The organism is Streptomyces sp. HUAS MS02, assembly GCF_055702265.1.
In genome coordinates, this window is sequence record NZ_CM146747.1 from 9,035,293 (window position 1) to 9,057,459 (window position 22,167).

At 72.2% G+C, this 22,167-nt stretch carries 16 protein-coding genes and 1 pseudogene; 6 read left to right on the plus strand and 11 right to left on the minus strand.

The window, feature by feature from the left end; all coding sequences use genetic code 11:
- The first annotated feature begins 19 nt into the window (after positions 1 to 19).
- Both ACZ9QC_RS39015 and ACZ9QC_RS39020 read left to right on the plus strand, forming a co-directional pair.
- Entirely contained in the window at positions 20 to 2,977 is a 2,958-nt protein-coding gene (locus ACZ9QC_RS39015) for an aminotransferase (protein ID WP_472917426.1), read from the plus strand.
- 160 nt (positions 2,978 to 3,137) lie between these two features.
- A complete protein-coding gene (locus ACZ9QC_RS39020; protein ID WP_472917427.1) occupies positions 3,138 to 3,767 on the plus strand; it encodes a TetR/AcrR family transcriptional regulator in 630 nt (209 codons plus the stop codon).
- A gap of 25 nt (positions 3,768 to 3,792) precedes the next feature.
- Here the strand turns inward: ACZ9QC_RS39020 and ccrA are convergent, their stop codons facing one another.
- From ccrA to ACZ9QC_RS39045, 5 genes are all read right to left on the minus strand, one after another.
- Entirely contained in the window at positions 3,793 to 5,073 is a 1,281-nt protein-coding gene (ccrA, locus tag ACZ9QC_RS39025; RefSeq protein ID WP_472917428.1) for a crotonyl-CoA carboxylase/reductase, read from the minus strand.
- Between the two features lie 34 nt (positions 5,074 to 5,107).
- Positions 5,108 to 6,496 (minus strand): aldehyde dehydrogenase family protein, encoded by a 1,389-nt coding sequence (locus ACZ9QC_RS39030; RefSeq protein ID WP_472921931.1) that lies wholly within the window; start codon positions 6,494 to 6,496, stop codon positions 5,108 to 5,110.
- A gap of 5 nt (positions 6,497 to 6,501) precedes the next feature.
- Positions 6,502 to 8,616: an acetate--CoA ligase family protein gene (locus tag ACZ9QC_RS39035; RefSeq protein WP_472917429.1), complete on the minus strand. Its 2,115-nt coding sequence runs from the start codon at positions 8,614 to 8,616 to the stop codon at positions 6,502 to 6,504.
- A 119-nt stretch (positions 8,617 to 8,735) separates the two neighbouring features.
- A complete protein-coding gene (locus ACZ9QC_RS39040) occupies positions 8,736 to 10,109 on the minus strand; it encodes an aspartate aminotransferase family protein (RefSeq protein WP_472917430.1) in 1,374 nt (457 codons plus the stop codon).
- A 549-nt stretch (positions 10,110 to 10,658) separates the two neighbouring features.
- Positions 10,659 to 11,147, minus strand: a complete 489-nt coding sequence (locus tag ACZ9QC_RS39045) for an Lrp/AsnC family transcriptional regulator (protein WP_472921932.1) — start codon at positions 11,145 to 11,147, stop codon at positions 10,659 to 10,661.
- A gap of 386 nt (positions 11,148 to 11,533) precedes the next feature.
- On the opposite strand from ACZ9QC_RS39045, the gene ACZ9QC_RS39050 reads away from it, so the two are divergent.
- Positions 11,534 to 13,027 carry an FUSC family protein gene (locus ACZ9QC_RS39050; RefSeq protein WP_472921933.1) on the plus strand — a complete coding sequence of 498 codons (1,494 nt, stop codon included), beginning with the start codon at positions 11,534 to 11,536 and terminating at the stop codon, positions 13,025 to 13,027.
- A 320-nt stretch (positions 13,028 to 13,347) separates the two neighbouring features.
- Positions 13,348 to 14,397, plus strand: coding sequence for a lactonase family protein (locus ACZ9QC_RS39055; protein WP_472921934.1), 1,050 nt, complete (start codon positions 13,348 to 13,350; stop codon positions 14,395 to 14,397).
- A 133-nt stretch (positions 14,398 to 14,530) separates the two neighbouring features.
- Here ACZ9QC_RS39055 and ACZ9QC_RS39060 read toward each other — a convergent pair whose 3' ends face one another.
- From ACZ9QC_RS39060 to ACZ9QC_RS39070, 3 genes and pseudogenes are all read right to left on the minus strand, one after another.
- Positions 14,531 to 15,454: a sirohydrochlorin chelatase gene (locus tag ACZ9QC_RS39060; protein WP_472917431.1), complete on the minus strand. Its 924-nt coding sequence runs from the start codon at positions 15,452 to 15,454 to the stop codon at positions 14,531 to 14,533.
- Positions 15,455 to 15,647: 193 nt separating this feature from the next.
- Positions 15,648 to 16,652, minus strand: a complete 1,005-nt coding sequence (locus ACZ9QC_RS39065) for an N-acetylglucosamine kinase (RefSeq protein WP_472917432.1) — start codon at positions 16,650 to 16,652, stop codon at positions 15,648 to 15,650.
- A pseudogene (locus ACZ9QC_RS39070) lies at positions 16,649 to 16,738 on the minus strand (uracil-DNA glycosylase); the annotation flags it as partial. The pseudogene ACZ9QC_RS39070 and the gene ACZ9QC_RS39065, both read right to left, overlap by 4 nt.
- A 219-nt stretch (positions 16,739 to 16,957) precedes the next feature.
- Between ACZ9QC_RS39070 and ACZ9QC_RS39075 the strand changes: the two are divergent.
- Positions 16,958 to 17,635 carry a uracil-DNA glycosylase gene (locus tag ACZ9QC_RS39075; RefSeq protein ID WP_472917433.1) on the plus strand — a complete coding sequence of 226 codons (678 nt, stop codon included), beginning with the start codon at positions 16,958 to 16,960 and terminating at the stop codon, positions 17,633 to 17,635.
- Between the two features lie 499 nt (positions 17,636 to 18,134).
- Here ACZ9QC_RS39075 and ACZ9QC_RS39080 read toward each other — a convergent pair whose 3' ends face one another.
- Positions 18,135 to 19,220, minus strand: coding sequence for a WD40/YVTN/BNR-like repeat-containing protein (locus tag ACZ9QC_RS39080; protein ID WP_472917434.1), 1,086 nt, complete (start codon positions 19,218 to 19,220; stop codon positions 18,135 to 18,137).
- Positions 19,221 to 19,457: 237 nt separating this feature from the next.
- Between ACZ9QC_RS39080 and ACZ9QC_RS39085 the strand changes: the two genes are divergently transcribed.
- Complete coding sequence (locus tag ACZ9QC_RS39085) at positions 19,458 to 20,039, plus strand: Rv1733c family protein (RefSeq protein ID WP_472917435.1); 582 nt, start codon at positions 19,458 to 19,460, stop codon at positions 20,037 to 20,039.
- Positions 20,040 to 20,191: 152 nt separating this feature from the next.
- Here ACZ9QC_RS39085 and ACZ9QC_RS39090 read toward each other — a convergent pair whose 3' ends face one another.
- Complete coding sequence (locus tag ACZ9QC_RS39090) at positions 20,192 to 20,974, minus strand: pectate lyase (RefSeq protein WP_472917436.1); 783 nt, start codon at positions 20,972 to 20,974, stop codon at positions 20,192 to 20,194.
- A gap of 47 nt (positions 20,975 to 21,021) precedes the next feature.
- Positions 21,022 to 21,999: a pectate lyase family protein gene (locus tag ACZ9QC_RS39095; RefSeq protein WP_472917437.1), complete on the minus strand. Its 978-nt coding sequence runs from the start codon at positions 21,997 to 21,999 to the stop codon at positions 21,022 to 21,024.
- Between the last annotated feature and the right edge of the window lie 168 nt (positions 22,000 to 22,167).

The window sequence follows — 22,167 nt, forward strand, 5'->3', positions numbered from 1 at the left end:
ACCAGCCGAGGAACCCCGCATGCTGCCCGACGAGTACCGCACGATCGACTTCTTCGCCGAGGACGCCCTTCCCGCGCCCCGCACGACGCCGGCCGAGGCCGAACTCATCGCCGCCGAACACCTCGGCATCACCGCTCGCGCGCAGACGCTGGGCAGCCAGCAGGACGCCAACTTCCTGCTGCACGCCGACGACGGGACGCCCGCGGCGATCCTGAAGATCGCCAACCCCGCCTTCTCCACGGTGGAGATCGACGCCCAGGACGCGGCAGCCGACCTGATCGCCTCGGCCCGCCCGGAACTGCGCGTCGCCACGGTCCTGCGCCGCCCGGACGGCTCCCCGCTGCGCACCACGGTGGACACCGAGAACGGCCCGGCCGTCGCACGCCTGCTGCGCCACCTGCCCGGCGGCACGCTCTCGGGACCACGGCACCTCTCACCCGGCACCGTGGCGGGCATGGGCACGATCGTCGGAAAGGTCAGCACCGCCCTGCGCGACTTCCGGCACCCGGGCCTCGACCGGGTGCTCCAGTGGGATCCGCAGCACGCCGATCGCGTCGTCGCCAAGCTCGCCCGGCACATCGGCGAACCCGACCGGCGCGCCGCCGTGCAGACCGCGACCGCCGAGGCCTGGGCACACGTCCAGAAGCTCGCCGCCGCGCTGCCGTCGCAGGCCGTGCACCTGGACCTCACCGACGACAATCTGGTCCGCCGTCCCGACAGCCGTCCGACCGTGCCGGACGGGGTCATCGACTTCGGTGACGTGACCACGAGCTGGGCGGTCGGCGAACTCGCCATATCACTGTCCTCGATGCTCCACCACGACGGCATCGAGCCTCACCATGTGCTGCCGGCCGTCCGCGCCTTCCACGCCGTCCGGCCGCTCTCCGCCGAGGAAGCCGAAGCGGTGTGGCCGCTCGTGGTCCTGCGCGCCGCCGTCCTGGTGGTCAGCGGGCGGCACCAGGCCACCGTCGACGAGGACAACTCCTACGCCAAGGACGCGCTCGACCACGAATGGCGCATATTCGAGCAGGCCACCCGGCTTCCCCTGCCGGTGATGATCCACCTCGTCCGGGACGCGACAGGCATGGCCGACGTGCCTGCCCGGCCCGCGCAGGCCCACGTCCCGGCGCACCCACTCCTGCGGGACGTCGCCGCCGACGGCATCACCCTCCTCGACCTGTCCACCGACGCGGATTCCATGGACCACGGAGCCTGGACGGACGCCGGCACCGAGGCCCGGCTGGTGACCTCCGCGCTCGCGGACGGAGCGGACGCCGTCGCCACCCGGTACGCCCACACGCGACTCACCGGAACACCGGCGCTGTCGGCGGTGTCCCCCGCCACGGTGCCCACCGGGATCGACCTCTGGCTCGGCCGGGACGCCGTGGTCCAGGCGCCCGTCGCAGGGAAGGTCCTCGCCGCGGCGCCGGGCCACGTGGAACTCACCTCCGGCGCGCAGGTGCTGTCGCTGTCCTTCCCCCGCGCGGTCCAGCCCGTGGTCGCCACCGGTGCGACGGTGCGGGCGGGCGAGGACATCGCCCACCTCCGCTCCGGTGCCGCCGTCCACGTCGCGCTGCGCGACGCCGACGGCCCCGCCGCACCGCGCCTGGTCCGTCCCGAGTACGCCGCTGGCTGGCTCGCGCTCACCGCCGACCCCGCCCCGCTCCTCGGTCTCCCCGCCGAATCCGACCGTACGAGCGAGAGGGACCTGCTGGACCGGCGTGCCGCCGCGTTCGCCACCGTCCAGGGGCACTACTACGCCAACCCCCCGCGTATCGAACGGGGTTGGCGCCACCATCTGCTGTCCGCCGACGGCCGGTCCTACCTCGACATCGTCAACAACGTCACCCCGCTCGGCCACGCCCACCCCCGCGTCGAGCGGGCGGTCTCCCGGCAGTTGCGGCGGCTCAACACCAACTCGCGCTTCCACTACGCCTCCGTGGTGGAGTTCAGCGAGCGCCTCGCCTCGCTTCTCCCCGATCCTCTGGACACGGTGTTCCTCGTCAACTCCGGTTCGGAGGCGGTGGATCTGGGCCTTCGCCTGGCCATCGGGGCCTCCGGAAGGCCCGACGTCGTCGCGCTGCGCGAGGCGTACCACGGCTGGACGTACGCCTCCGACGCGGTCTCCACCTCGCTCCAGGACAACCCGAACGCCCTGGCCACCCGCCCGAGTTGGGTGCACACCGTGGACTCGCCCAACTCCTACCGCGGCCGCCACCGCGGACCGGACGCCGTGCGCTACGCACCCGAGGCCGTCGCGGTGATCGACGAACTGGCCGCCGCCGGCCGCCCGGCGGGAGCGTTCATCGGCGAGACCTTCTACGGCAACGCCGGAGGAGTCGCCCTGCCCGACGGCTATCTCGCCCAGGTGTACGCGGCGGTACGGCGTCACGGCGGGCTGGCCGTCGCCGACGAGGTCCAGGTCGGATACGGCCGCCTGGGACACTGGTTCTGGGGCTTCGAGCAGCAGCGGGTCGTCCCCGACATCGTCTGTGTCGCCAAGGCCATGGGTAACGGACACCCCCTCGGCGCCGTCATCACCTCCAGGGCGGTCGCGGACCGCTATCGCGACCAGGGTTACTTCTTCTCCTCCACGGGCGGCAGTCCCGTCTCCAGCATCGTGGGCCTCACCGTTCTGGACACCCTGCGCGACGAAGACCTCCAAGGAAACGCGGCGCGCGTCGGCGGCCATCTGAAGAGCCGTCTAGAGGCACTGGCCGACCGCCACGGCATCATCGGTGCCGTCCACGGCTCGGGCCTCTACCTCGGCCTCGAACTCGTCCGGGACCGCGTCGGCCTGGAACCGGCCACGGAGGAGACCGCCGAACTCTGCGACCGCATGCTCGACCTCGGCGTGATCGTCCAGCCCACCGGGGACCACCTCAACATCCTCAAGATCAAGCCACCGCTGTGCATCGACACCACCGCGGCCGACTACTTCGTCGACATGCTCGACCTGGCCCTCACCCGACTCTGACGAGGACCGTCCGGCGCTGGGGGACGCGGTTACCCAGTCCGTGGCGAGGGGAGCGCATTCTGCCCCGCCGCACCCCCTAATAAACGTTCATGCGAACGTTTGCGGGCGGTAGGCTGGCAGGTGAGGGGGCCCGACGGGCCCGTCCAACGGGGAGGCGAGCGTGCCACGAGGCAGATTCGCGGCGGAACAGGGCGACGCCAAGAAAGTCAGGCGTGCCGCGTCCGGGACCGAGGACCGACGGGACCAGATCCTGCGCGCCGCCGCCGACGTCATCTGCGAACGGGGCTTCGCCGACACCCGCATCGCGCAGATCGCCGACCGGGCGGGTGTCAGCGGCGCCACGATCATCTACCACTTCCGCACGCTCGACCACCTCCTGGTGGAGGCTCTCCAGCACGCTGAGGAACAGTTCTACGCCTCCGCAGAGCAGGTGGTCGCCGACGGCACCACCCCCGAGGAACGCCTGCGGCGCCTGGTCGAGTGGGTCTTCTCCGCCGAGCACGACAACCGTCGGCTCTGGGCTCTGTGGCTCGACACCTGGTCGCAGGCGACGCGCCATGAAGAGGTCGCGGCAACCCGTGCGGCACAGGACGAACGGTGGCGGGCCATGATCGCCGACATCGTCCGTGAGCTTCCGCTCGAACCGGGAGACGTCCAGCGCTTTTCCGTGGGGTTCGGCGCCTTCGTCGACGGGCTCACCATCCAAGTCGCCCTCGGCGACCCGAGCATGACACCCGGGTTCGCGTGCGAGCTGGCTCTGTCCTATGCGAAGGCCGCACTCGGACGGTGAGTCACGCGCGGCGCTCCCGCGCCCGTCAGGACGCGCCCGTACCGGGCCCGGGGGCACCGAGGAGGGCGACGACGTTGCCGAAGACATCCTCGCCACGCCCCATCGCCGCATGCGCCTCAGGGAGTTCGGTGAAGGCGATGGTACGTCCGAGGCAGGGATCGATCTTCCCATCGCGGACGAGGTCGTTGTAGGCGATGGCCTGGGCGTCGTTGGTGCCGTGTGAGCCCTGCAGGCGCTTCTGCCTGGTCCAGTGGTAGCGCAGGTCGACGACGGCGTCGTATCCGGTGGTTCCCGCGCAGATGACGACCATGCCGCCCGGCCGGCAGACGAGGACGCTGGTGGGGATGGTGGCCGCGCCCGGGTGTTCGAAGACGATCGCGGGATCCTTCCGCTCACCGACGATGTCCCAGAGCCGCTTGCCGAAACGCCGTGCCTCGGCGGTCCACTCCTTCTGCCCGGCCGTGTCGTCGACGAGGGGCGGGATGCCCCAGTGGGTGAATTCCGTGCGGTCGATCCAGCCGGCGGCGCCGTGGCGTTCGCTGTACTTGCCGCGTTCCTCGTCCGAGACGACGGCCACCGGCGTGGCCCCGGCGAGCCGGGCGAGCTGGGACGCCTGGGTTCCCAGACCGCCCGAGCCGCCCCACACGAGCACGACGTCGCCCTCCTGGACGGTGTTGCCGGCCCAGCCGTGCAGCATGCGGTAGGCGGTGGTGCCGACGAGTGTGGGTGCGGCGGCCTGTTCCCAGGTCAGATGGTCGGCCTTCGGGAGCACCTGGTGGGCCTGGACGCGGGCGAACTGGCCGAACGACCCGTAGTTCGTGTCGTAGCCCCAGATCCGGGCGCTGGGCGCGATCATCTGGTCGCCGCCCTCGGTGATCCAGGGGTCGTCCGCGTCCCACCATCCCGGGTGGATGACCACGTGGTCGCCGACGGTGATGCCGGTGACCTGGTCGCCGACCGCGTAGACGATGCCGGAGGCGTCGGAACCTCCGATGTGGAAGTCCTCGCTCTCGCCGCGCTTCTGGCGGGTGCCGATCTGGTCGACGGGGTAACCGCGGGCGGCCCAGACGTTGTTGTAGTTGACGCCGGCGGCCATGACGGCGACGAGTACCTCGTCCGGTCCGATGGCCGGGGTGGGCACGAGTTCGGGCCGGAACGCCCGGGCCGGGTCACCGTAGCGGTCGGGTCGTACGACCTGCGCGTGCATGTGCGTCGGGACCTGGCCCAAGGGGGGAAGGCTGCCGATGTCGACAGACGACAGGGCGGGAGTGCATACCGAACGCCGGTCGGCGTCTGTGCTGCTCATGTGTTGCCTCTCCGAGGGAAATGCCGGGGCGGTTTCAGGGGAGTTGGATGGCCTTGGTCTCGAGGAACTCCTCCAGGCCGTAGCGACCGAGTTCACGGCCGTTCCCGGACTGCTTGTAGCCGCCGAAGGGCGCCGCGATGTTGAACTCGGCGCCGTTGACGTCCACTTGTCCCGTGCGAAGCCGCCGAGCGATCGCCAGGCCGCGTTCCGTGGTCGCGGCCCAGACGCCGCCGTGCAGCCCGTAGGGGCTGTCGTTGGCGAGCGTGATCGCCTCGTCGAGGGTGTCGTAGGAGAGGACCACCAGCACCGGACCGAAGATCTCTTCCCGGGCGATGGTCATCTCCGGAGTCACGTCACCGAAGACGGTCACCTTGGCGTAGTTGCCGTTGGGCCGGTCGTCGGGATGCCCGAGTCCGCCGGTGATCAGTGTCGCTCCGGCTGCGAGCCCGGCCGCGATGTGGGACTGCACGCGGTCGTACTGGTCCCGCGACACCAGCGGGCCCAACTCGGGCTCGATCTCGGCGGCGACGCGGGCGGCGATCCGGGCGACGTCGTCCCTCGCGGACCGCGGGACGATGAGGCGGGTCCAGGCGTTGCAGCACTGCCCGGAGTTGGTCATGCAGTACCGCACGGTCGCGGTGACCGCCTGCTCCAGGTCCGCGTCGGGTGTGACCAGGCCGGCCGACTTGCCTCCGAGTTCGAGCGCGACCCGTTTGACGGTCGCGGCGGCGGCCTGGCCGACCAGGGCGCCCGCGCGGGTCGATCCGGTGAAGGAGACCATGTCGACGTCGGGATGACGGCTCATCGCGTCCCCCACGACGGGACCGGTGCCGAAGACCAGGTTGAACACGCCCGCGGGGAAGCCCGCTTCGTCGAGGAGTTCGGTGAAGCGGAAGGTCGCCAGGGGCGTCAGCTCGGCCGGCTTGGCCACGACCGTGCATCCCGCGGCCAGGGCCGGGACGATCTTGGCGACGAGCTGGTAGAGCGGGTAGTTCCAGGGCAGGATCGCGGCGACCACGCCGATCGGCTCCCGGATGATGAGCGAGTTCCCGATGCGTTCCTCGGCGGGTTCGTCGGCGAGCCCGGCCACGTAGTCGTCGATGATGGCGATGGGCGTGCCCACATGCTCGCTCAGCGCGAACGCCTGCGGTGCGCCCATCTCCGTCTCGACGAGCCGGGCCAGCTCCCCGGCATGTGAGCGGAGGAACTCGCCCAGCGCGCCGAGCAGCCGGGCCCGTTCGGCCCGTGGTGTGGTCGCCCAGCCGGGGAAGGCCGAACGGGCGGCGGCGACGGCCGCGTCGACGTCGGCGGCACCGCCGGCGGGCGCCGATCCCACGACGAGGTGGGTGGCCGGGTCGATGACGGGTGTCCGGTCCGTGGTCGTCGGCGGGCACCAACGGCCGTTGATGTAGTGGCACTTGATGTCGGTCATGGTGAGTCCTCGTCGGGGGAAGCGTCGGCCGTGAGCACGATCAGTGCGTCGACCGCTCGGGCCGCGCCGTCCGGAGCGCAGACGACGGGGTTGATGTCGATCTCGCCGATGCGTGGCGCGTCGCGCGCCAGGGCGTCCATGGCCAGCAGCGCTCCGGCCAACGGCGACTGCCATGTCTCGAGCCCGGCCCGGCTGATCATGAGCCGCACCAGCTCGGGGGTGAGAGGGCCGACGAAGGTGACCGGTGTGGTGCTCTCGACCTCGGTGCCGCCACGGCCCAGGGCGTAGACCGGCCCCCAGACCGGATCGCGCACCATGCCGCAGAACACCTCGAGGCCCGGGGCGACCTGTTCGGCCACGAGCACGCGGCCGGCCAGTCGCGTCGCGGCGTCGGACACCGCCTCGGGGCCGTTGAGGTCGAGCATGACGCCACCCGCGCGTGCCTTGTGGGCCGGGCCGTCCGTCTTGACGACCACCGGGAACCCGAGCGTCCTCGCCGCCTCGACGGCGTCGTCGGGCGACTCGGCGAGCAGGCGCCGGGCGAAGGCGACGCCGGTGCGTTCCAGCAGCGCCGAGGAGTCGAACTCGGAGAGCGGACCCGCGGGCAGCCCGGCCAGTGCGCCGGCGATGCCGGCCGTGCGCGGGGGCGGTACCGCCGCGTTCGGCAGGCCCGCTCCCGCGGACCAGGCGGCGGCTCGGGCGATGGCCGTCAGGCCTGATCCGATGCCCTTGAGCAGGCAGACGTCATGCTCGGCGGCATAGCGTGCGAGGGCTTCGGGAGGGTCGGTGTGATGCACCGTCGTCACCGCGGTGAAGGTGTGCGTACGACGGCCCGCGTCGGCCAGGGCGCGCACGACCGCGCCGCACCACGTCTGCTCGGTCTCGCCCCGGTGGCGCGACAGGTCGACCTGCCCGATCAGGAGGTCGTACGCACCGGCGTCGGCCAGCGCTTCGATCGCGGCCGAGAACGCGGCCACCGGTTCGGCGACCGCCCACGGGTCGAGCGGGTTGTCCGTCGGCAGCAGCGGGTGGTCGGCGCGCAGTCGCCGCCGGATCGACTCCGGGAGAGCGGGGAAGGTCAGCCCGTTGCGATCGGCGTGGTCACCCAGCAGAGCCGCTTCGGCTCCGGACTCGGTGACCGCGCCGACCCTTCCTCCGGTGGGCCGGCGTGCGGTGGAGAACACGCCGAGGAGTTCGATCATCTCCGGCAGGTCGTCCACCTTGAGGACACCGTGGGAGCGCAGCACGGCGGAGAAGGCCGCGTGCGAACCGACGATCGCGTCGGTGTGCGCGAGCGCGGCGCGGCGAGCCTGTTCGCTGCGCCCGATCTTCAGGCACACCACGGGCTTGCCCGCCTCGGCCGCGACGCGCAGGGCTCGGCGGAAGGCGTGGGGCCGCCGCACCGTCTCCAGGAACAGCCCGATCACCCTGGTCGCCGGATCGGCCGCGAAGTGGGCGACCCAGTCCGCGGCGTCACGGTTGAGTTCCGCGCCGCAGGAGACGACGCCGCTGAAGCCGTAGCGCGGGCCGAGCGCGAGGAACGCGTCGGCTATGGAGCCCGACTGGCTCACGATCGCGACCGACCCCGGCAGGAAGGACGCGGGGATGGTCCCGAGCCACGCCGAGGGCGCATCCGGGCTGGCGGCGCCCATGCAGTTGGGGCCGAGGACCGCGGCTGCGGAGTCCTCGGCGATCCGGTGCAACTCCCGTACGGCGGCCGGGCCGTCGGCTCCGGATTCGACACCGAGACCGGGGACCACGAACGACCGCACGCCGAGTGCGAGAGCGTCCCGCATGCTCGCCGCGATGGTCGCCGGGCCCACGGCGAGCACCGCGAGTTCGGGTGGTGCCGGCAACGCCGACAGGGACGGGACACACGGCAGTCCGGCCACTTCGGAGGTGCTCGGATGGATCCCCACGGCCTCGGCCGTGCCCCGTCGGACGTTGGCGACGAGTTCGAGGTTGCGTCGTGACGCGCCGACCAGCGCGACCGACCGCGGCGCGAGGATGGCGCGCAGGCCGCTGGTACGCAGCGCGTCGCGGGGTGCGTCGGTCGGTGGCTGGGTGCGGGGCGGCGTGGCGGGCCCTGCGGTGGACTGCGCACTGCTCATGGTTCTCCCGTCCGTTCCTCGTCGGGAAGTGGGTGACCGAAGGACACAGCGGGTCGGGCGGGGTCGGCTGGGATGCGACAGCGCCCTGAAGGGGCGCACCGAACCGCGCAGCGCAGCGCTCAGCGCGACACGGCCGCCACGAAGGTGCGGAAGTTCCGCGCGAACAGATCGATGTCCGCCTGGTCGTGCTGCGCCGACAGCAGCCACTGCTCGACCTTGCCCCACGGCGGCAGGAACGCCCCTCCGTTGTGCTGCACCAGCCAGTGCGCGTGGCTGTAGCGGTCGTCGACGCCGAGGAAGTCACGGAAGTCACGGACCCGCTCCGGCTTGAAGATGACGCACCCCTTCGCGCCGACACTGACGACGTTCCACCGCACACCCGCGTCCGCGATGGTCTGCTCCATCTGCTGTTGCAGAGAGGCGGAGAGGCGGTCGAGGCGGGCGTACGTCTCGTCGGTCAGCACCTCGGCGAGGGTGGCGCGGGCGGCGGCCATGGCCAGGGGGTTGCCGTTGAAGGTGCCGACCTGCTCGTAACGGCCGTCCACGATCGCGCCCATGACCTCGGCGGTCCCTCCGATCGCGGCGACCGAGATGCCGCCGCCCAGCGCCTTGGCCAGGCACACGATGTCCGGTACGACGCCGTAGCGGGCCGTCGCCCCACCGGGTCCGGTGGTGAATCCGGTCTTGACCTCGTCGAAGGTCAGCAGTGCGCCGTGCTGGTGGAGCAGGGTGCGCAGGCCGTCCAGGTAGCCCGGGTCGGGAGGGATGATGCCCGCGTTCATCATGACCGGCTCAAGGATCATGCCGGCGATCCGGCCGCGGTGCTCGACGAGTGCCCGCTCGATCGCGGCCAGGTCGTTGAAGGGGACGATCACGGCCAGATCGGTGATCGCCCGCGGGATGCCGCCGTTGGCGGTCACGCGGTTCGGGCGCTCACGGCTGCCGATCTGTTCGGCGGCGGGCATCACCGAGACCTGCACCGAGTCGTGGTGGCCGTGGTACCCGCCCTCAAGCTTCAGGTACAGGTCCCGGCCGGTCACGGCGCGCATCAGGTGGATCGCGTCCATGGTGGACTCGGTGCCGGAGTTGCCGAAGCGCCACAGCGGGAGGCCGAAGCGGCGCGACAGTTCCCGGCCGACCCAGATGGCGTCCTCGGTCGGCTGGGCGAAGTGGGTGCCTCGGCGGACCCGGTCGGAGACCGCCGCGACGATGGCCGGGTGCGCGTGGCCGGCGATCGACGCGCCGTAGCCGCCGTGCATGTCGACGTACTCGTTGCCGTCGACGTCGTACACCTTCGACCCGGCGCCGTGGCTCATCCAGACCGCCTGCGGCTTGGCGATCTGCCAGCTCGACGTCGCGCCTCCGGCGAGGTACCGGCTGGCTTCCTCGACCAGCTCCGCGCTGCGCGGCTGGCGCTTCAGAAAGATTTCCTGCTGCTCGGCGATCACCTCGTCGACGGTGTCGACGCAGGGTGAGTCCTGGGCTTGGGACATGGCTGTACCTGACCTTCCCGCGTATCTACTAAACGTTCATTTAGAAGTGTGGGAGCGGGTGAACGCGCATGTCAAGGACCAGTACGGACCCGCAGGCCAGGGCGGCGTCGCCGGGGCGCGGGTCGGCCGCACCATGGGCGCGGTCAGGCGATCCGGGCCGCCTCCACCCGGCCCGGCTTGGTGGCCGGCAGCCGACGGTGGCCCCGTTCGGCCCGAGGGCGCACCACCGCGTTGCTGCCGGTGACCACCTCCACGCGCGGCTCGGCGGCAGCGCGGGCGTCCGGCTGCGCTGGTCGGCAAGGGGATGAGGATCAGACGGCCGTCGGTGGCGCCCCGCCGGTCGGGAGCCGGACGACCGGTGACGGGTCGAGGGCGGGCCCGTCCGGGGCGTGCCACCCCGGCGGGATCACGTCGGGGCGGGGCGTGAGGGACCAGGATCCGGCGGCCGTCGCGGACGATCACCACGGCCTTGCTGCGGTGCTCGGCGAGCCGGTCCAGCGCTTCCCGGTAGGCCACGGGTAGTGCTCATGAACGGCAGGACGTCATCGATCAGTTCCGGGCCGACCGGCCCGCCGCCGAGCCGATCGACTCCACCAACGGCGACAGCCGGTACGGCACTCGCTCCCGCAACGCCACCTCCGTACGGGTGCGCACCACACCCGGCAGACTGATCAGCGCCTGGATGACGTCCTCCAGATGCGCGTTGTCCCGCGCCACCACCCGGGTCAGGAGATCACCGCCGCCCGTGATCGAGAACGCCTCGATGATCTCCGGTACGGCCGCCAGCGCGTCACCCACGTCGTCCAGGTGCCCCTGGGTGACCTCGATGTGCACGAAGGCCAGCACCGGGTGGCCGAGCGCGGCGGGGGAGAGCGAGGGGCCCGTGCCGGTGATCACGCCGTCCCGTTCCAGCCGGTCGAGGCGGGCCTGGAGCGTCCCCCGGGCGATGCCGAGGACACGGGCGTACTCCCGCACGCTGGTGCGCGGCTGCTCCAGCAGCAGCCGCAGGATGCGGGTGTCGAGTTCGTCCACGGCCATGGTCCACCGGCCTCCCTGTGCCATGCGTCATGCGGTGACCACGAGAACTGTACCGATGGCCCAGTGAACCGCACCTCGCCCCAGCCACCGCACCCGCAGGTCCACGGCTCGACGCGAGTGATCCGATGGCCCACCGACTGCAGACCGCAATCCTCCCGGGCTGTACCAATGGCTCAGCCCCGAGAGGCTCAGTTGAGCCATGGGGGCCAGGGGTGCTACCTCTGCCGTATCCACGTAACTCAGGGCGCCGTGCGGTGCCGGAGCGGCGACGAAGCCGGATCCGGAGCGCGGCGCCTTCGCCGTGCCCGCCGTCCGCCGGAGACCCCGGCCCTGCCGGGGGTGGGGCGAGCACCACGGCAAGGGGGCGGCACACGGTCATGAAGAGGATGTTCACGGCTCCCGATCCGGGGCTCCTTCGTCTGCGGAACGCGCTGCGCGCCGTCATCGGTGTCGGCGCCGCCGTCGCCGCGTCCGAACTGTGCGGTCTCCCGCTCCCCGCGTCGATCACCGGGGGCCTCGCGGCCCTGCTCGCCCTGTTCACCGTCACCGACGCGAGCGTCCCCGCCCAGCGGATCACCACCGCGCTCCTGCCGGCGGCCGGTTATCCCGTCCTCGCCCTGGCCGCCGTCCTGCACGACGTCACGGCCGCCCGGGACGCGGCGTTCGTGGCCACCGTCCTCTGCGGCGTCTACGCCCGCCGCTGGGGGCCGCGCGGCCAGGCGCTCGGGATCTTCGCGTTCATGAGCTACTTCGTGGCGCAGTTCCTGCACACCGTCCCCGCGGACCTGCCCGGACTGTACGCCGCCATGACTCTCGCGCTGCTCGTCGCGGGCGCGGTGCGCTTCGTGCTGTGGCCGGTCGAGCGTGCCCTCCCGCCCGTAGCGCTCCCCGCCGGGCCGCCCGGGACGGGGCTGGCGCGCCCGACCACCCGGCAGGCGTGCCAGGCCGCGGTCGCCTGCGGCATCGCCCTGCTCGTCGGACAGGCCCTCTCCGAGGACCGCTGGTACTGGGCCGTCGGTACCGCCTGGTGGATCTTCGTCAACACCGCCTCCCGCGGCGAGACCCTGGTCCGAGGCTTCCGCCGCGTCCTCGGCACCGTGATCGGCGTCGCCGTCGGTCTGCTCGTCGCCGTCCCGCTCGACGGGGCGCCCGTGCCGTCGGCCGTGCTCGTCGCGCTCTGCGTCTTCGGGATCTTCTACACGGCGGCGGTCTCGTACTCCTGGATGATGCTGGCCGTCACCGTCATGGTCAGCCTCCTCTACGGCCTGCTCGGTGTGCTGGACGCCGGTCTGCTCGCGCTGCGTCTCGTCGAGACGGGGGTGGGCGCGGTCTGCGCCATGTTGGCCGTGGTCCTCGTCCTGCCGGTCACCACGCACGCGACCAACGACGCCTGGATCCAGCGGGCCCTGCACTGTGTGCACGCCGCCGCGGTCGCCACCGCCGCACGGCTGGAGGGCGTCCCCGGGGCCGACCCGGCTCCCCACGCCGCCGAACTGGAGCTGCTGTTCGGTCGGGCGCGGATGGCGCTCGCTCCGTTGGTCCATCCCCTGAACCCCTTCCGCGCCCGCAAGGCTCGTGCCCGCGCGGCCCTCCGGCTCCTCGACGACTGTGTGGGCGAGGTGCGCGCCCTGGTCTCCGCCACCGCCGACCCGGCCGGTTCGCGCGAGGCCGACCTGATCGCCGCCTGCTGGCGGGTGAAGGCCGCCGTGGAGGCCCTCACCGCCCCCGGTGGACACCCGTCCGCCGACGGGGCGAAGGCGGCGGCCTCCCCCGCGGAGGCCGGGACGGCCCTGGTGCACCTGCACAACCTGGAGAGGGCACTGTCGGACCTGGCGATGCCGCTCGGAGCGCCCGCGACCTCACGCCCGGCCGCCTCCTGACCGATCGCCCTTCACTGACAACCCCCGCCGCCCCTGCAAAGGGGCGCGGGGAACTGCGCGAGAAGCCCGACCGGCACACGGACGAACTCGAAGCGAGCGGCGCCGAAGGGGCGCAGCCCCGAGGCCGTCACGGGCAGCGCACCCCCTGCGCGTCGTGGGCGTCGCGCGCAGCGGAGCCCTGGACGACTCCAGGGCGCACGTGGCTGTGCTCGCGCCACCCCGAGAGCTTTGGTCTAGACCTACTGCTAGGGTCGCCCCGCACACCGGACGAGCGGGAGGGGACGGCAGTGACGACGGAAGTGGGCACGGACGGGGGCTCGATGGACGCGGGCCCGGCGGACGGGTCGCGACGGCGGGCTTACATCGGGTCGTTCACATCGGCGGGCGGCCCCGGCGTCCTCGTGGCCGAGGTCGACGACAGCGGCGCGCTCACCGTCGTGGGCGGCGCGGACGACGTCCCGGACCCGAGCTATCTGGCCCTCGCACCGGACGGGCGCACGCTCTACGCGGTCAGCGAGCGCCGCGAGGGAGCGGTGGCCGCCTATCGAGTGACGGGCGACAAGCCCGAGTTGACCGGGCCCCCGGTGGCGGTCGGGGACGGCCCCACCCACCTCTCCCTGTTCGCCGGTCACGTCCTGACCGCCGACTACGGCTCCGGCAGTGTCACCGCCGTCCCGCTGCGCCCCGACGCCACCCTCGCGTCCCCCGCCTCCGGGACCCTCCGGCCCACCGGGGCCGGCACGGGCCCCCGCGGCCGACGGAAGCCGCGCGCCCACCAGGTGGTGCCCGAGCCGTCCGGCCGCCGGTTCCTCGCCGTCGACCTCGGCACGGACTCGGTACGGGTGTGCGCGCTGCGGGACGGCGTCCCCGTCGCGCACCACGAGACGGCGCTGCGGCCGGACTCGGGGCCGCGCCACCTCGCCCTCCACCCGGGCGGACCGGACGGATCGTACGTCTATGTGCTGAACGAACTGTCGCCCACGCTCACCGTGTGCCGCTGGAACGCCCCTGACGGCCCGCTGGAGCCGCTGGGGGAGACCCCGGTGCTCTCGCAGGCTCCGGAGGGCGACGCGTACCCCTCGGGCCTCGCCGTGTCCCCCGACGGCCGCTTCGTGTGGACAGCCACCCGCGGCACGGACGTGCTGTCCGTGCTCGCCGTCGAGGGCGACGGACTGCGCCTGGTCACGACCGTGGACTGCGGCGGCCACTGGCCCCGTGCCCTCACCTATGCGGCAGGCACGCTCTACGTCGCCAACGAGCGCTCCGGCGACGTCACCTGGTTCGCGGTCGACCCGCACACCGGCCTGCCGGTGCGGGCCGGCTCGATCGAGGTGCCCGCGGCCTCCTGCGTCGTCCTGGGCACCCTCTAGCCCGGCGAGATCACGCGGCCCACCGAGGCCGCACGCCGGGGACGTCGCACGCGATACGCGTACGGCCGAGGGCCCGCTCCTGCGAGAGGAGCGGGCCCTCGGCCGTACGGGTCGCGGTCCGGGCGTGCCGGACTCAGCGGACCGGCATGCCCTGCGGCTGCTGCGGCGCGATGCCGAGCGCGGTCGTGTACTTGCCGAGCGCCAGCTTGCCGATCGCCGGGTAGGGGCCGAGCGCCTCGGCGGCGGCGCACCCCGCCTCCTTCGCGGCCGCCTCGATCAGACCGGCGTCGATCTCCGGCCCTATCAGGTACGGGGCGAGCGCCAGCTGCTGCGAGCCCGAGGAACGCAGCTGCTCGGCCACGGAGGTGATGGAGCCCTCCTGGTCGAGCGCGGCGGCCATCACCGGCACGGCGAGCCGCGCGGCCAGCAGCATGCCCGTGATCCCGGCGGCCTGCACGGCCTCCTCGCCGCCCACGGTGGCGAGCACGATCCCGTCCGCGGCGGTGGCGACGGTGAACAGCCGGGCCCGGTCGGCACGTGCCAGTCCCGCCTCGGACAGGCGCACGTGCAGCGCCTCGGCGAGCAGCGGGTGCGGGCCGAGGACGTCGGTCAGCTCGGCCGCGATACGGCTCTCCATGACCGCCTGGCGGACCTGGCGGAGCGTGGCGCTGTCCGGGCCGGCCAGCAGGGGCACGACGACGGCGACGGGGCCGTCCGGCTCCTTGACGTCCAGGCCGGCGGCGCGGGCCTGCTCGTAGCGGGCGGTGCGCTCCTCGGCGGCGTGCGTGAGCACCGACTGCAGCGTGGGGAACTCGTCGGCGCCACCGTCGACGTAACCGATGCGGGCGTCGAGGCCGGGCAGCTCGGAGCGGGCGATGCTCACGACCTCCTCGGCGAGGCTGCGCGTGGCGGCGCTGGGCGTGCCCGGCACCGCGAGGACGAGCGCGGGCGCGCCCTCGGGAGCCGCCAGCGGCTCGGGACGGCGGTGCCGCCCGGGCTGGCGGGGTCGCGGCATTCGTACAGGCAGGCCGGACGCGGGCCCAGTGGGGGAGCTCATGGCGCCGCATGTTACTGGCTTCTTGGGCTCCCCTGTTCGGGGAGGGTGCAGGTGAGCGGAATCCGTCCTGATTTGTCTGATGAGTTACGTGCCGATCAGGACCGATCGATACCGCATTTGTCTGCTGAACGGTGCACTTGGGTGACCCCGACCATGCTGGTCCGACAGGCTGGATTGCTCCCTGTTTCAGATACTATTCCTCGGCCACCACGTACAACATCCGCTCGTCGTACGGCAACCCGGGCCCGCCGACCGCCAACGCCGACGCGATACGCACGGCACCGAGGAGCGGATCCCCCTCCGCCGGCACCAGCGGCGCGTGCGGCAGCCGCGCGGCCAACTCCGCCTCCAGCGGGACCAGGAGCGGGGCGCCCAGCTTGAACAGACCTCCGGTCAGGGCCACTCGGGGCCCGCCGGAGGCCGGGCAGACGGCCGCTGCGGCGTCGGCCATGTGCCGGGCCGCCTCGCTCAGGACGGCGGCGGCGACCGGGTCGTCCCCGGCGCAGGCGGCCACCTCGGGCGCGAACGACGCGAGGACCGCCGGACGGTCGGCCCTCGGGTAGATCCGGCCGGGAATACCGGCCGCCGGGCCGAACACCTCCTCCGCGCGCGCCAGCAGCCGGGCCGAACCGCCGTCCCGTCCGTCGTGCGCCCGCATCGCCGCCTCCAGCCCGGCCCGCCCGATCCACGCGCCGCCGCCGCAGTCCCCGAGGAGGTGGCCCCAGCCGTCCGCCCGACGCCACGCGGTCAGATCCGTACCGATCGCGATCAGTCCCGTACCGGCGGCGATCACCGCGCCCGGCCGTGCCCCGAGGGCGCCGGTGTAGGCGGTGACCGCGTCGGCCACCAGCGCGACCCGGCGCACCCCCCACTCGCGCCTCAGCGCGGACGGCAGCTCGGCGCGCAGCCGCTCGCCGAGCGACGCGAATCCGGTGGCTCCGACGGCCACCGCCGCCGGCCGCGCGCACCCGGCGTCGGCGAGCAACCGCTCCGCCATCGGCAGCAGCAGCTCCAGCAGATGACCGGCGTCGACACCACCCGCGCCGATCCGCACCGCCTCCCCGCGCACCGCCGGCTCCCCGAGCACCTCGGTGCCCCGGGCCAGCACCGCCCGCAGCCCGGAGCCGCCGGAGTCCACCGCGAGCACGACCGGTGCCTGGTCCTCCGGGGGCCGGGAGGGCGCGGGGCTGCCGGTCACGGCAGACGCCGGTCCACGGGAGCGCCGCCCCGGCGGACCAGGTGGTCGTTGGCGCGACTGAAGGGCCGGGAGCCGAAGAAGCCCGTGTATCCGTGAGGAGAGGTCGGCGAGGCGTCATGACCGTGACGGAGTGGGTTGAGCGCTGGTTGCAACGGGCTCCCCTCCTTCCCGGTGACCGGCTACGAGAGTCGCTGGACCGGCTCGACGACCTTGCTGAGGGGGAAGAGTAGCGGTGTACGCGGTGTCCGTGCGCGGTGGCCGCCGTGTGTGCGAGGCGTCGGTGTGTGCCACTAGGGTGACGCACTGTGGCACGACGACCGTTGCATGAACTGGTGGAAGCGGGCTGGGCCAAGGCTCTGGACCCCGTGGCTGAACGAATCGCTGTGATGGGGGACTTCCTGCGGGCCGAGATAGCGGCCGGCCGGACATACCTTCCGTCCGGGGCGAATGTCCTACGGGCGTTCCAGCAGCCCTTCGATGACGTGCGCGTCTTGATCGTGGGTCAGGATCCCTACCCCACGCCGGGGATGGCGATCGGCTTGAGTTTCGCTGTTTCGCCCGAGGTGCGGTCGCTGCCGGGCAGCCTGGAGAACATCTTCCGGGAGCTGCACTCCGACCTCGGGCTGCCCAGGCCGTCGAACGGCGATCTGACTCCGTGGACGCAGCAGGGGGTGCTGCTGCTCAACAGGGCGCTGACCACGGCCCCGCGCAAGCCGGCCGCGCATCGCGGCAAGGGCTGGGAGGAGGTCACCGAGCAGGCGATCCGAGCACTGGCCGCGCGTGGCAAGCCGCTGGTGTCGATTCTCTGGGGTCGTGACGCCCGCAATCTGCGGCCCTTGCTGGGCGACCTCCCGGCGATCGAGTCCGCGCACCCGTCGCCGATGTCGGCGGACCGGGGCTTCTTCGGCTCGCGTCCGTTCAGCCGGGCCAACGATCTGCTGCTGCGGCAGGGCGCGGAGCCGGTGGACTGGCGCCTCCCGTAGGGTCGGCTCGCTATAGGTGGGGTACCGGCAGTCACCGTTCTGTAGACGGATATTGGTGCCGAGGCCTTCGCTCCACAGCCTTCGCTCCACACGGTCACGGTGAGCCAGTCTCAGCCGACGATGCGCGGGACACACCGACCGTGTCTTTGGAGAGCGCTAGAACGGCAACGATCTGTGGTTCAGTGAGAAGCAGAAGGTACTTCGGCGGCAACGTGTAGTTCGTGTCAGCCCGCACGGCACCCCACCGTGGGTCTCCGAGGTTGAACCCGGATCGACGGCCGACATCACCGCGGCCCGGGATCCACGCCCTGCCTGCCCTCTACAGAGCGGCCGCCAGGGCCTGCCGATGTTGGCCGACAAGGGCTACATCAGGGCGGGCATCGGTATACGCATACCCGTCCGCCGCCCGAAGGGCCGCTGCCGAACAGGGCCGCCCGCAGGGCGACTTGACGGACGGCGGGGCCACTCGTGGCCGCCGCCGACGCCCCTTCCCGGCCGCTCAGCCGACGACCGCCGCGCGCACGCACAGCACGTCCGGCAGATGTGACGCCAACTGCCGCCAGCTGTCGCCGTCGTCGGCCGACGCGTACACCTCGCCGTTGCGGTTGCCGAAGTACACGCCCGCCGGGTCGGCGTCGTCCGTGCACATCGCGTCGCGCAGCACCGTGCCGTAGTGGTCCGCCGTCGGAAGTCCCGCCGCCAGCGGCTCCCAGCTCTTGCCCGCGTCCGCCGTGCGGAAGACCCGGCAGCGGTGGTCGGCCGGGACCCGGTCCGCGTCGGCGTTGATCGGGAAGACGTAGGCGGTGTCCCCACGGCGCGGATGGGCCACCGCGGCGAAACCGAAGGTGGAGGGCAGACCCGCGCCGATGTCCTCCCAGTGCCCTCCCGCGTCGTCACTGCGGTACACGCCCCAGTGGTTCTGGAGGTACAGCCGGTCGGGGGTCACCGCGTCCCGGGTCACCTTGTGCACGCACTGGCCGAACTCCGGGTCCGGGTCCGGCAGGAACACCGCCGAGACACCGGAGTTGGAGGGGGACCAGCTGGCCCCGCCGTCCTCGGTGCGGAACACCCCGGCGGCGGAGACGGCCACGGTCAGCGCGCGCGGATCGCGCCGGTCGGTGAGGATCGTGTGCAGTCCCTCGCCCCCGCCGCCCGGGGCCCACCTGTCGCGCGTCGGGTGCTCCCACAGCGGCCGTACCAGCTCGAAGGTCTCGCCCCGGTCCTCCGAGCGGTACAACGCGGCCGGTTCCGTGCCCGCGTACACCACGTCCGGTTCGGCGGCCGAGGGGTGCAGCTGCCAGACCCGCTCCAGCGAGGCGCCGGTGTCCTTGGGGAACTTGACCGCGGGCCGGGCGGGCTCGGTCCAGGTGCGGCCGAGATCGTCGGAGTGGAAGACGGAGGGTCCCCAGTGGGCGCTGTCGCCGCCGACCAGCAGCCGCGGGGTCTTTGAGCGGGTGTCGATGGCGACCGCGTAGATCGCCTGCGCGTTGAAGTACGGCGTCTCGTCGAACTCCCAGGCGGCCCCCCGCCGCCGTCCGATGAACAACCCCTTGCGTGTGCCCACGGTGAGCAGTACCTCGGCCATCCCGGCCACCTCCCGGACATCGTCGTCCCCAGTCACCGGCCAGTCTGCACCCCGCCACTGACAGTCACCCCTCGAAGCGGCTCCGCCGCAGGTCAGCGGGCGTGGGAGGCCCCGGACGGGCGGCCGGCGCCGACCGGGGTCGACGGGGGTGACCCACATCGCATGAGCGGGCCGGGAGCCGCCGCCGTATGGGAGAGCGGTCCGGCAGTCCTGCGTGTGCGAGGGAGGGTGCCCCCGATGGTGGCATTCCGTGGTCCGAAGGTGTGGCTGTGGCGATGGCGGCGCAACCCGCTCAGACGGCGCAGCGACCGGCTGGAGTCCTGGGTCGTGCTGATCGCCTGGGCACTGACACTGTTCGGCGGGATGGTCGCGGGCCTCCTGGCCGCCGACTCCGTGGAGTCCGGCCTCGCCCGGCAGCGCGCCGAGTGGCGCCCGGTCGGCGCGGTCCTCACGGAGGACGCGCCCGAGCCGTCCGGCCAGAGCGGTACGGCCCCGGAGAAGGTGTGGGCGAAGGTCCGCTGGACCGCGCCGGACGGTTCCGAGCACGAGGGCCAGGCCCGGGTCGACCCCGCAGGCCTGACGGGAGAGTCGGTCACCGTCTGGACGGACGCCGAGGGGCTGCTGGTCACCAAGCCCGCCAGCGAGTCCCAGGCCCGGATCCGTGCCGCGCTCGTGGGCGGTTTCGCGGGTCTGTTCGTGGCGGCCGTGCCCTACGTGGGCGGCCGGCTGGTGCGCGGCCGGATGGAACGGCGGCGGATGGACCAGTGGGACGTGGAGTGGGAGCGGATCGGTCCGCTCTGGGAGCGCAAGATCTGGTGAGCGCACGACCTGGTGAGCATGAGCATGAGCATGAGCGCGGGCGGGCGTGGACGTGACGGCGATCGTCCCGCGCGAGGCCGGCGGCCGGACGAGGCCCGTGGGGGGTGCTCCGTCCGGCCGCCGGGGGACTCACCGGTGGGTGACGAGCGCTGTCACCGGTAGGTGATGTCCGAGGTGGAGTACTTGCAGTTGGTGCTGTCGGGGCCGGTGCCGACAGCGGAGTTGTTGTTGTACTTCTGGCACGGGATGACCTTGCGGCCGCTGTCGTTGAGGATCGTGATGCCCCGCAGGGTCGCCACGTCGCCCCGGTTGACGTTGATGCCGACCAGCCGCGCCGTGGAGCCCGTCCCGGTCACCTCGATGTTGCTGAGGTTCACCTTGCGGGTGTACTGCGTCGAGCAGTCGCCGCAGGAGCGGTACAGCGTCTTGAACTCGCTGACCGCGAAGTTGGAGATGTTCAGGGTGCCGGGCCCGTTGTGCTGGAAGACCTTGTCGGCCGCCTTCTTGGCGCCGCCGCCGGTCACCGTGTAGGTGGAGCCGCCGCGGAAGGTCGCCGCGTCCTCGCCGACGTCCTCCCACCAGACGTTCTGCAGGGTGCAGTTGCCCTCGCAGTGGATGCCGTCGGCGCCGGGCGCGCCGATGATGACGTTCTTCAGCGTCGCGCCGGCCGCGAGCTTGAAGATCGGGTCCTGGCCCTCCTCCTGTCCGTCGCCGGCCAGTGCGCCGCTGCCGTAGTAGCGGACCATGCCGCCGTCGCGGGTACCCGACACCGAGATGGTGGAGGAGACCGGCTGACTGCCGTTGGCGGACGGCCAGGTGGCGGCGTTCGCCGGAGTGGCGCCGCTGGTCATGATCATGCCAAACGAGAGGCTGAACGCGGCGAACGTGCCGGTCAGCGCGCGTGTGCGGGCACGCGGACGTGCTGCAGAAGTCATGTCCCGATTCCTTCTGTGGTCCGAGCGGATGGGGGGTTGGCGGGTTCTCAGAGTTTCCCGGCGCCCGCACCCGAGGTCACCGAGGCGACGACGGAGGAGGCGGGCTCGGCGCTGTAGCCGTAGGGCGGGGTGGTGAAGCTCCCCACCCGGGAGATCTCGGTGGCGGCCCCACCGAGGTCGTTGCCGCGCAGATTCGCGTAGCCGTCCACGTCACTGCTGCGGTTCGTGGTGACCGCGACTCCCGTGTCGCGGAAGACGTTGTTCTCCACGAGCATCTGCGCGCCCATGCGCGAGTGGCAGGCGGTCTCGGCGCCGTTCACGTAGTTGTTGTAGAAGTGCCCGGTGCCGAAGCGCAGACTCGGGATGCGCGAGTACACGTTGCTGAAGTGGTTGTGGTGGTACGTCACCTTCAGGCGGCCGGTGTCCTCGGAGGCGTTGTTGTCGCTGTGCCCGACGAGCGAGCCCTTGAAGTGCTCCTTGAAGGTGTTCCACGACACCGTCACGTTGTCCGAGCCGTGGTTGATGTCCAGCAGGCCGTCGTAGTGGTCCTTGTCGTGACTGCGGTCCGCCGAGAAGGAGTTGTGGTCGATCCACACCTTCGTGGACTCCTGCACGGTGATCCCGTCGGCGGGCGCGACCGGCTTGCTGATGTTCAGGTTGCGGACGACGACATTGGTCCGCTCCTTGATCCGCAGGCCGCCACCGGTGAACCCGGACGACGAACCCACGCCCAGCACCGTCGTGTTGGAGCCGACGTCGACCTGACCGCTGAGCGAGATCAGGCCGTTCACGCGGACGACCTTGGCCGTGTTCCCGGTGACGGCGGTCCGGAAGGCGGCGAGCGTGGAGACCGTGACCGCGGAGGCGCTGCCGCCGCCGGTGGTCCCGGCGCCGTACCCGATCGGCGAGGTCTCCGCCGCGCCCGCCGAGTGCGGCACGGCGAGGGTGGCGCCTGTCAGCAGGGCGGCGGCGGCCACCACCAGGGCTGATCTTTGCGTCTGTGTACGTGGGGGGACGGTACGCATGCGGGTGCGTCCCTTCAGGGCGAGGGCTGGAGGGCCATGTACATGAATGATGTCCACTGTTCTGATCGTCGAGAGCGAGCATGGGGGCTTGCTGCTGACGATTGGTTCACATCGTTGAACGGAACGTAGGGGGCAAGCGCTTTCTAGTCAACGCTTTGCGCAAAAGAC

Bases quoted from the DNA above. Each gene is read 5' to 3' on its own strand.
- ACZ9QC_RS39015 (WP_472917426.1), top strand. From the start codon at position 20: ATGCTGCCCGACGAGTACCGCACGATCGACTTCTTCGCCGAGGACGCC.
- ccrA (WP_472917428.1), bottom strand. From the start codon at position 5,073: ATGAGCAGCACAGACGCCGACCGGCGTTCGGTATGCACTCCCGCCCTG.
- ACZ9QC_RS39035 (WP_472917429.1), bottom strand. From the start codon at position 8,616: ATGAGCAGTGCGCAGTCCACCGCAGGGCCCGCCACGCCGCCCCGCACC.
- ACZ9QC_RS39040 (WP_472917430.1), bottom strand. From the start codon at position 10,109: ATGTCCCAAGCCCAGGACTCACCCTGCGTCGACACCGTCGACGAGGTG.
- ACZ9QC_RS39045 (WP_472921932.1), bottom strand. From the start codon at position 11,147: ATGGCCGTGGACGAACTCGACACCCGCATCCTGCGGCTGCTGCTGGAG.
- ACZ9QC_RS39050 (WP_472921933.1), top strand. From the start codon at position 11,534: ATGTTCACGGCTCCCGATCCGGGGCTCCTTCGTCTGCGGAACGCGCTG.
- ACZ9QC_RS39055 (WP_472921934.1), top strand. From the start codon at position 13,348: ATGGACGCGGGCCCGGCGGACGGGTCGCGACGGCGGGCTTACATCGGG.
- ACZ9QC_RS39060 (WP_472917431.1), bottom strand. From the start codon at position 15,454: ATGAGCTCCCCCACTGGGCCCGCGTCCGGCCTGCCTGTACGAATGCCG.
- ACZ9QC_RS39080 (WP_472917434.1), bottom strand. From the start codon at position 19,220: ATGGCCGAGGTACTGCTCACCGTGGGCACACGCAAGGGGTTGTTCATC.
- ACZ9QC_RS39085 (WP_472917435.1), top strand. From the start codon at position 19,458: ATGGTGGCATTCCGTGGTCCGAAGGTGTGGCTGTGGCGATGGCGGCGC.
- ACZ9QC_RS39090 (WP_472917436.1), bottom strand. From the start codon at position 20,974: ATGACTTCTGCAGCACGTCCGCGTGCCCGCACACGCGCGCTGACCGGC.
- ACZ9QC_RS39095 (WP_472917437.1), bottom strand. From the start codon at position 21,999: ATGCGTACCGTCCCCCCACGTACACAGACGCAAAGATCAGCCCTGGTG.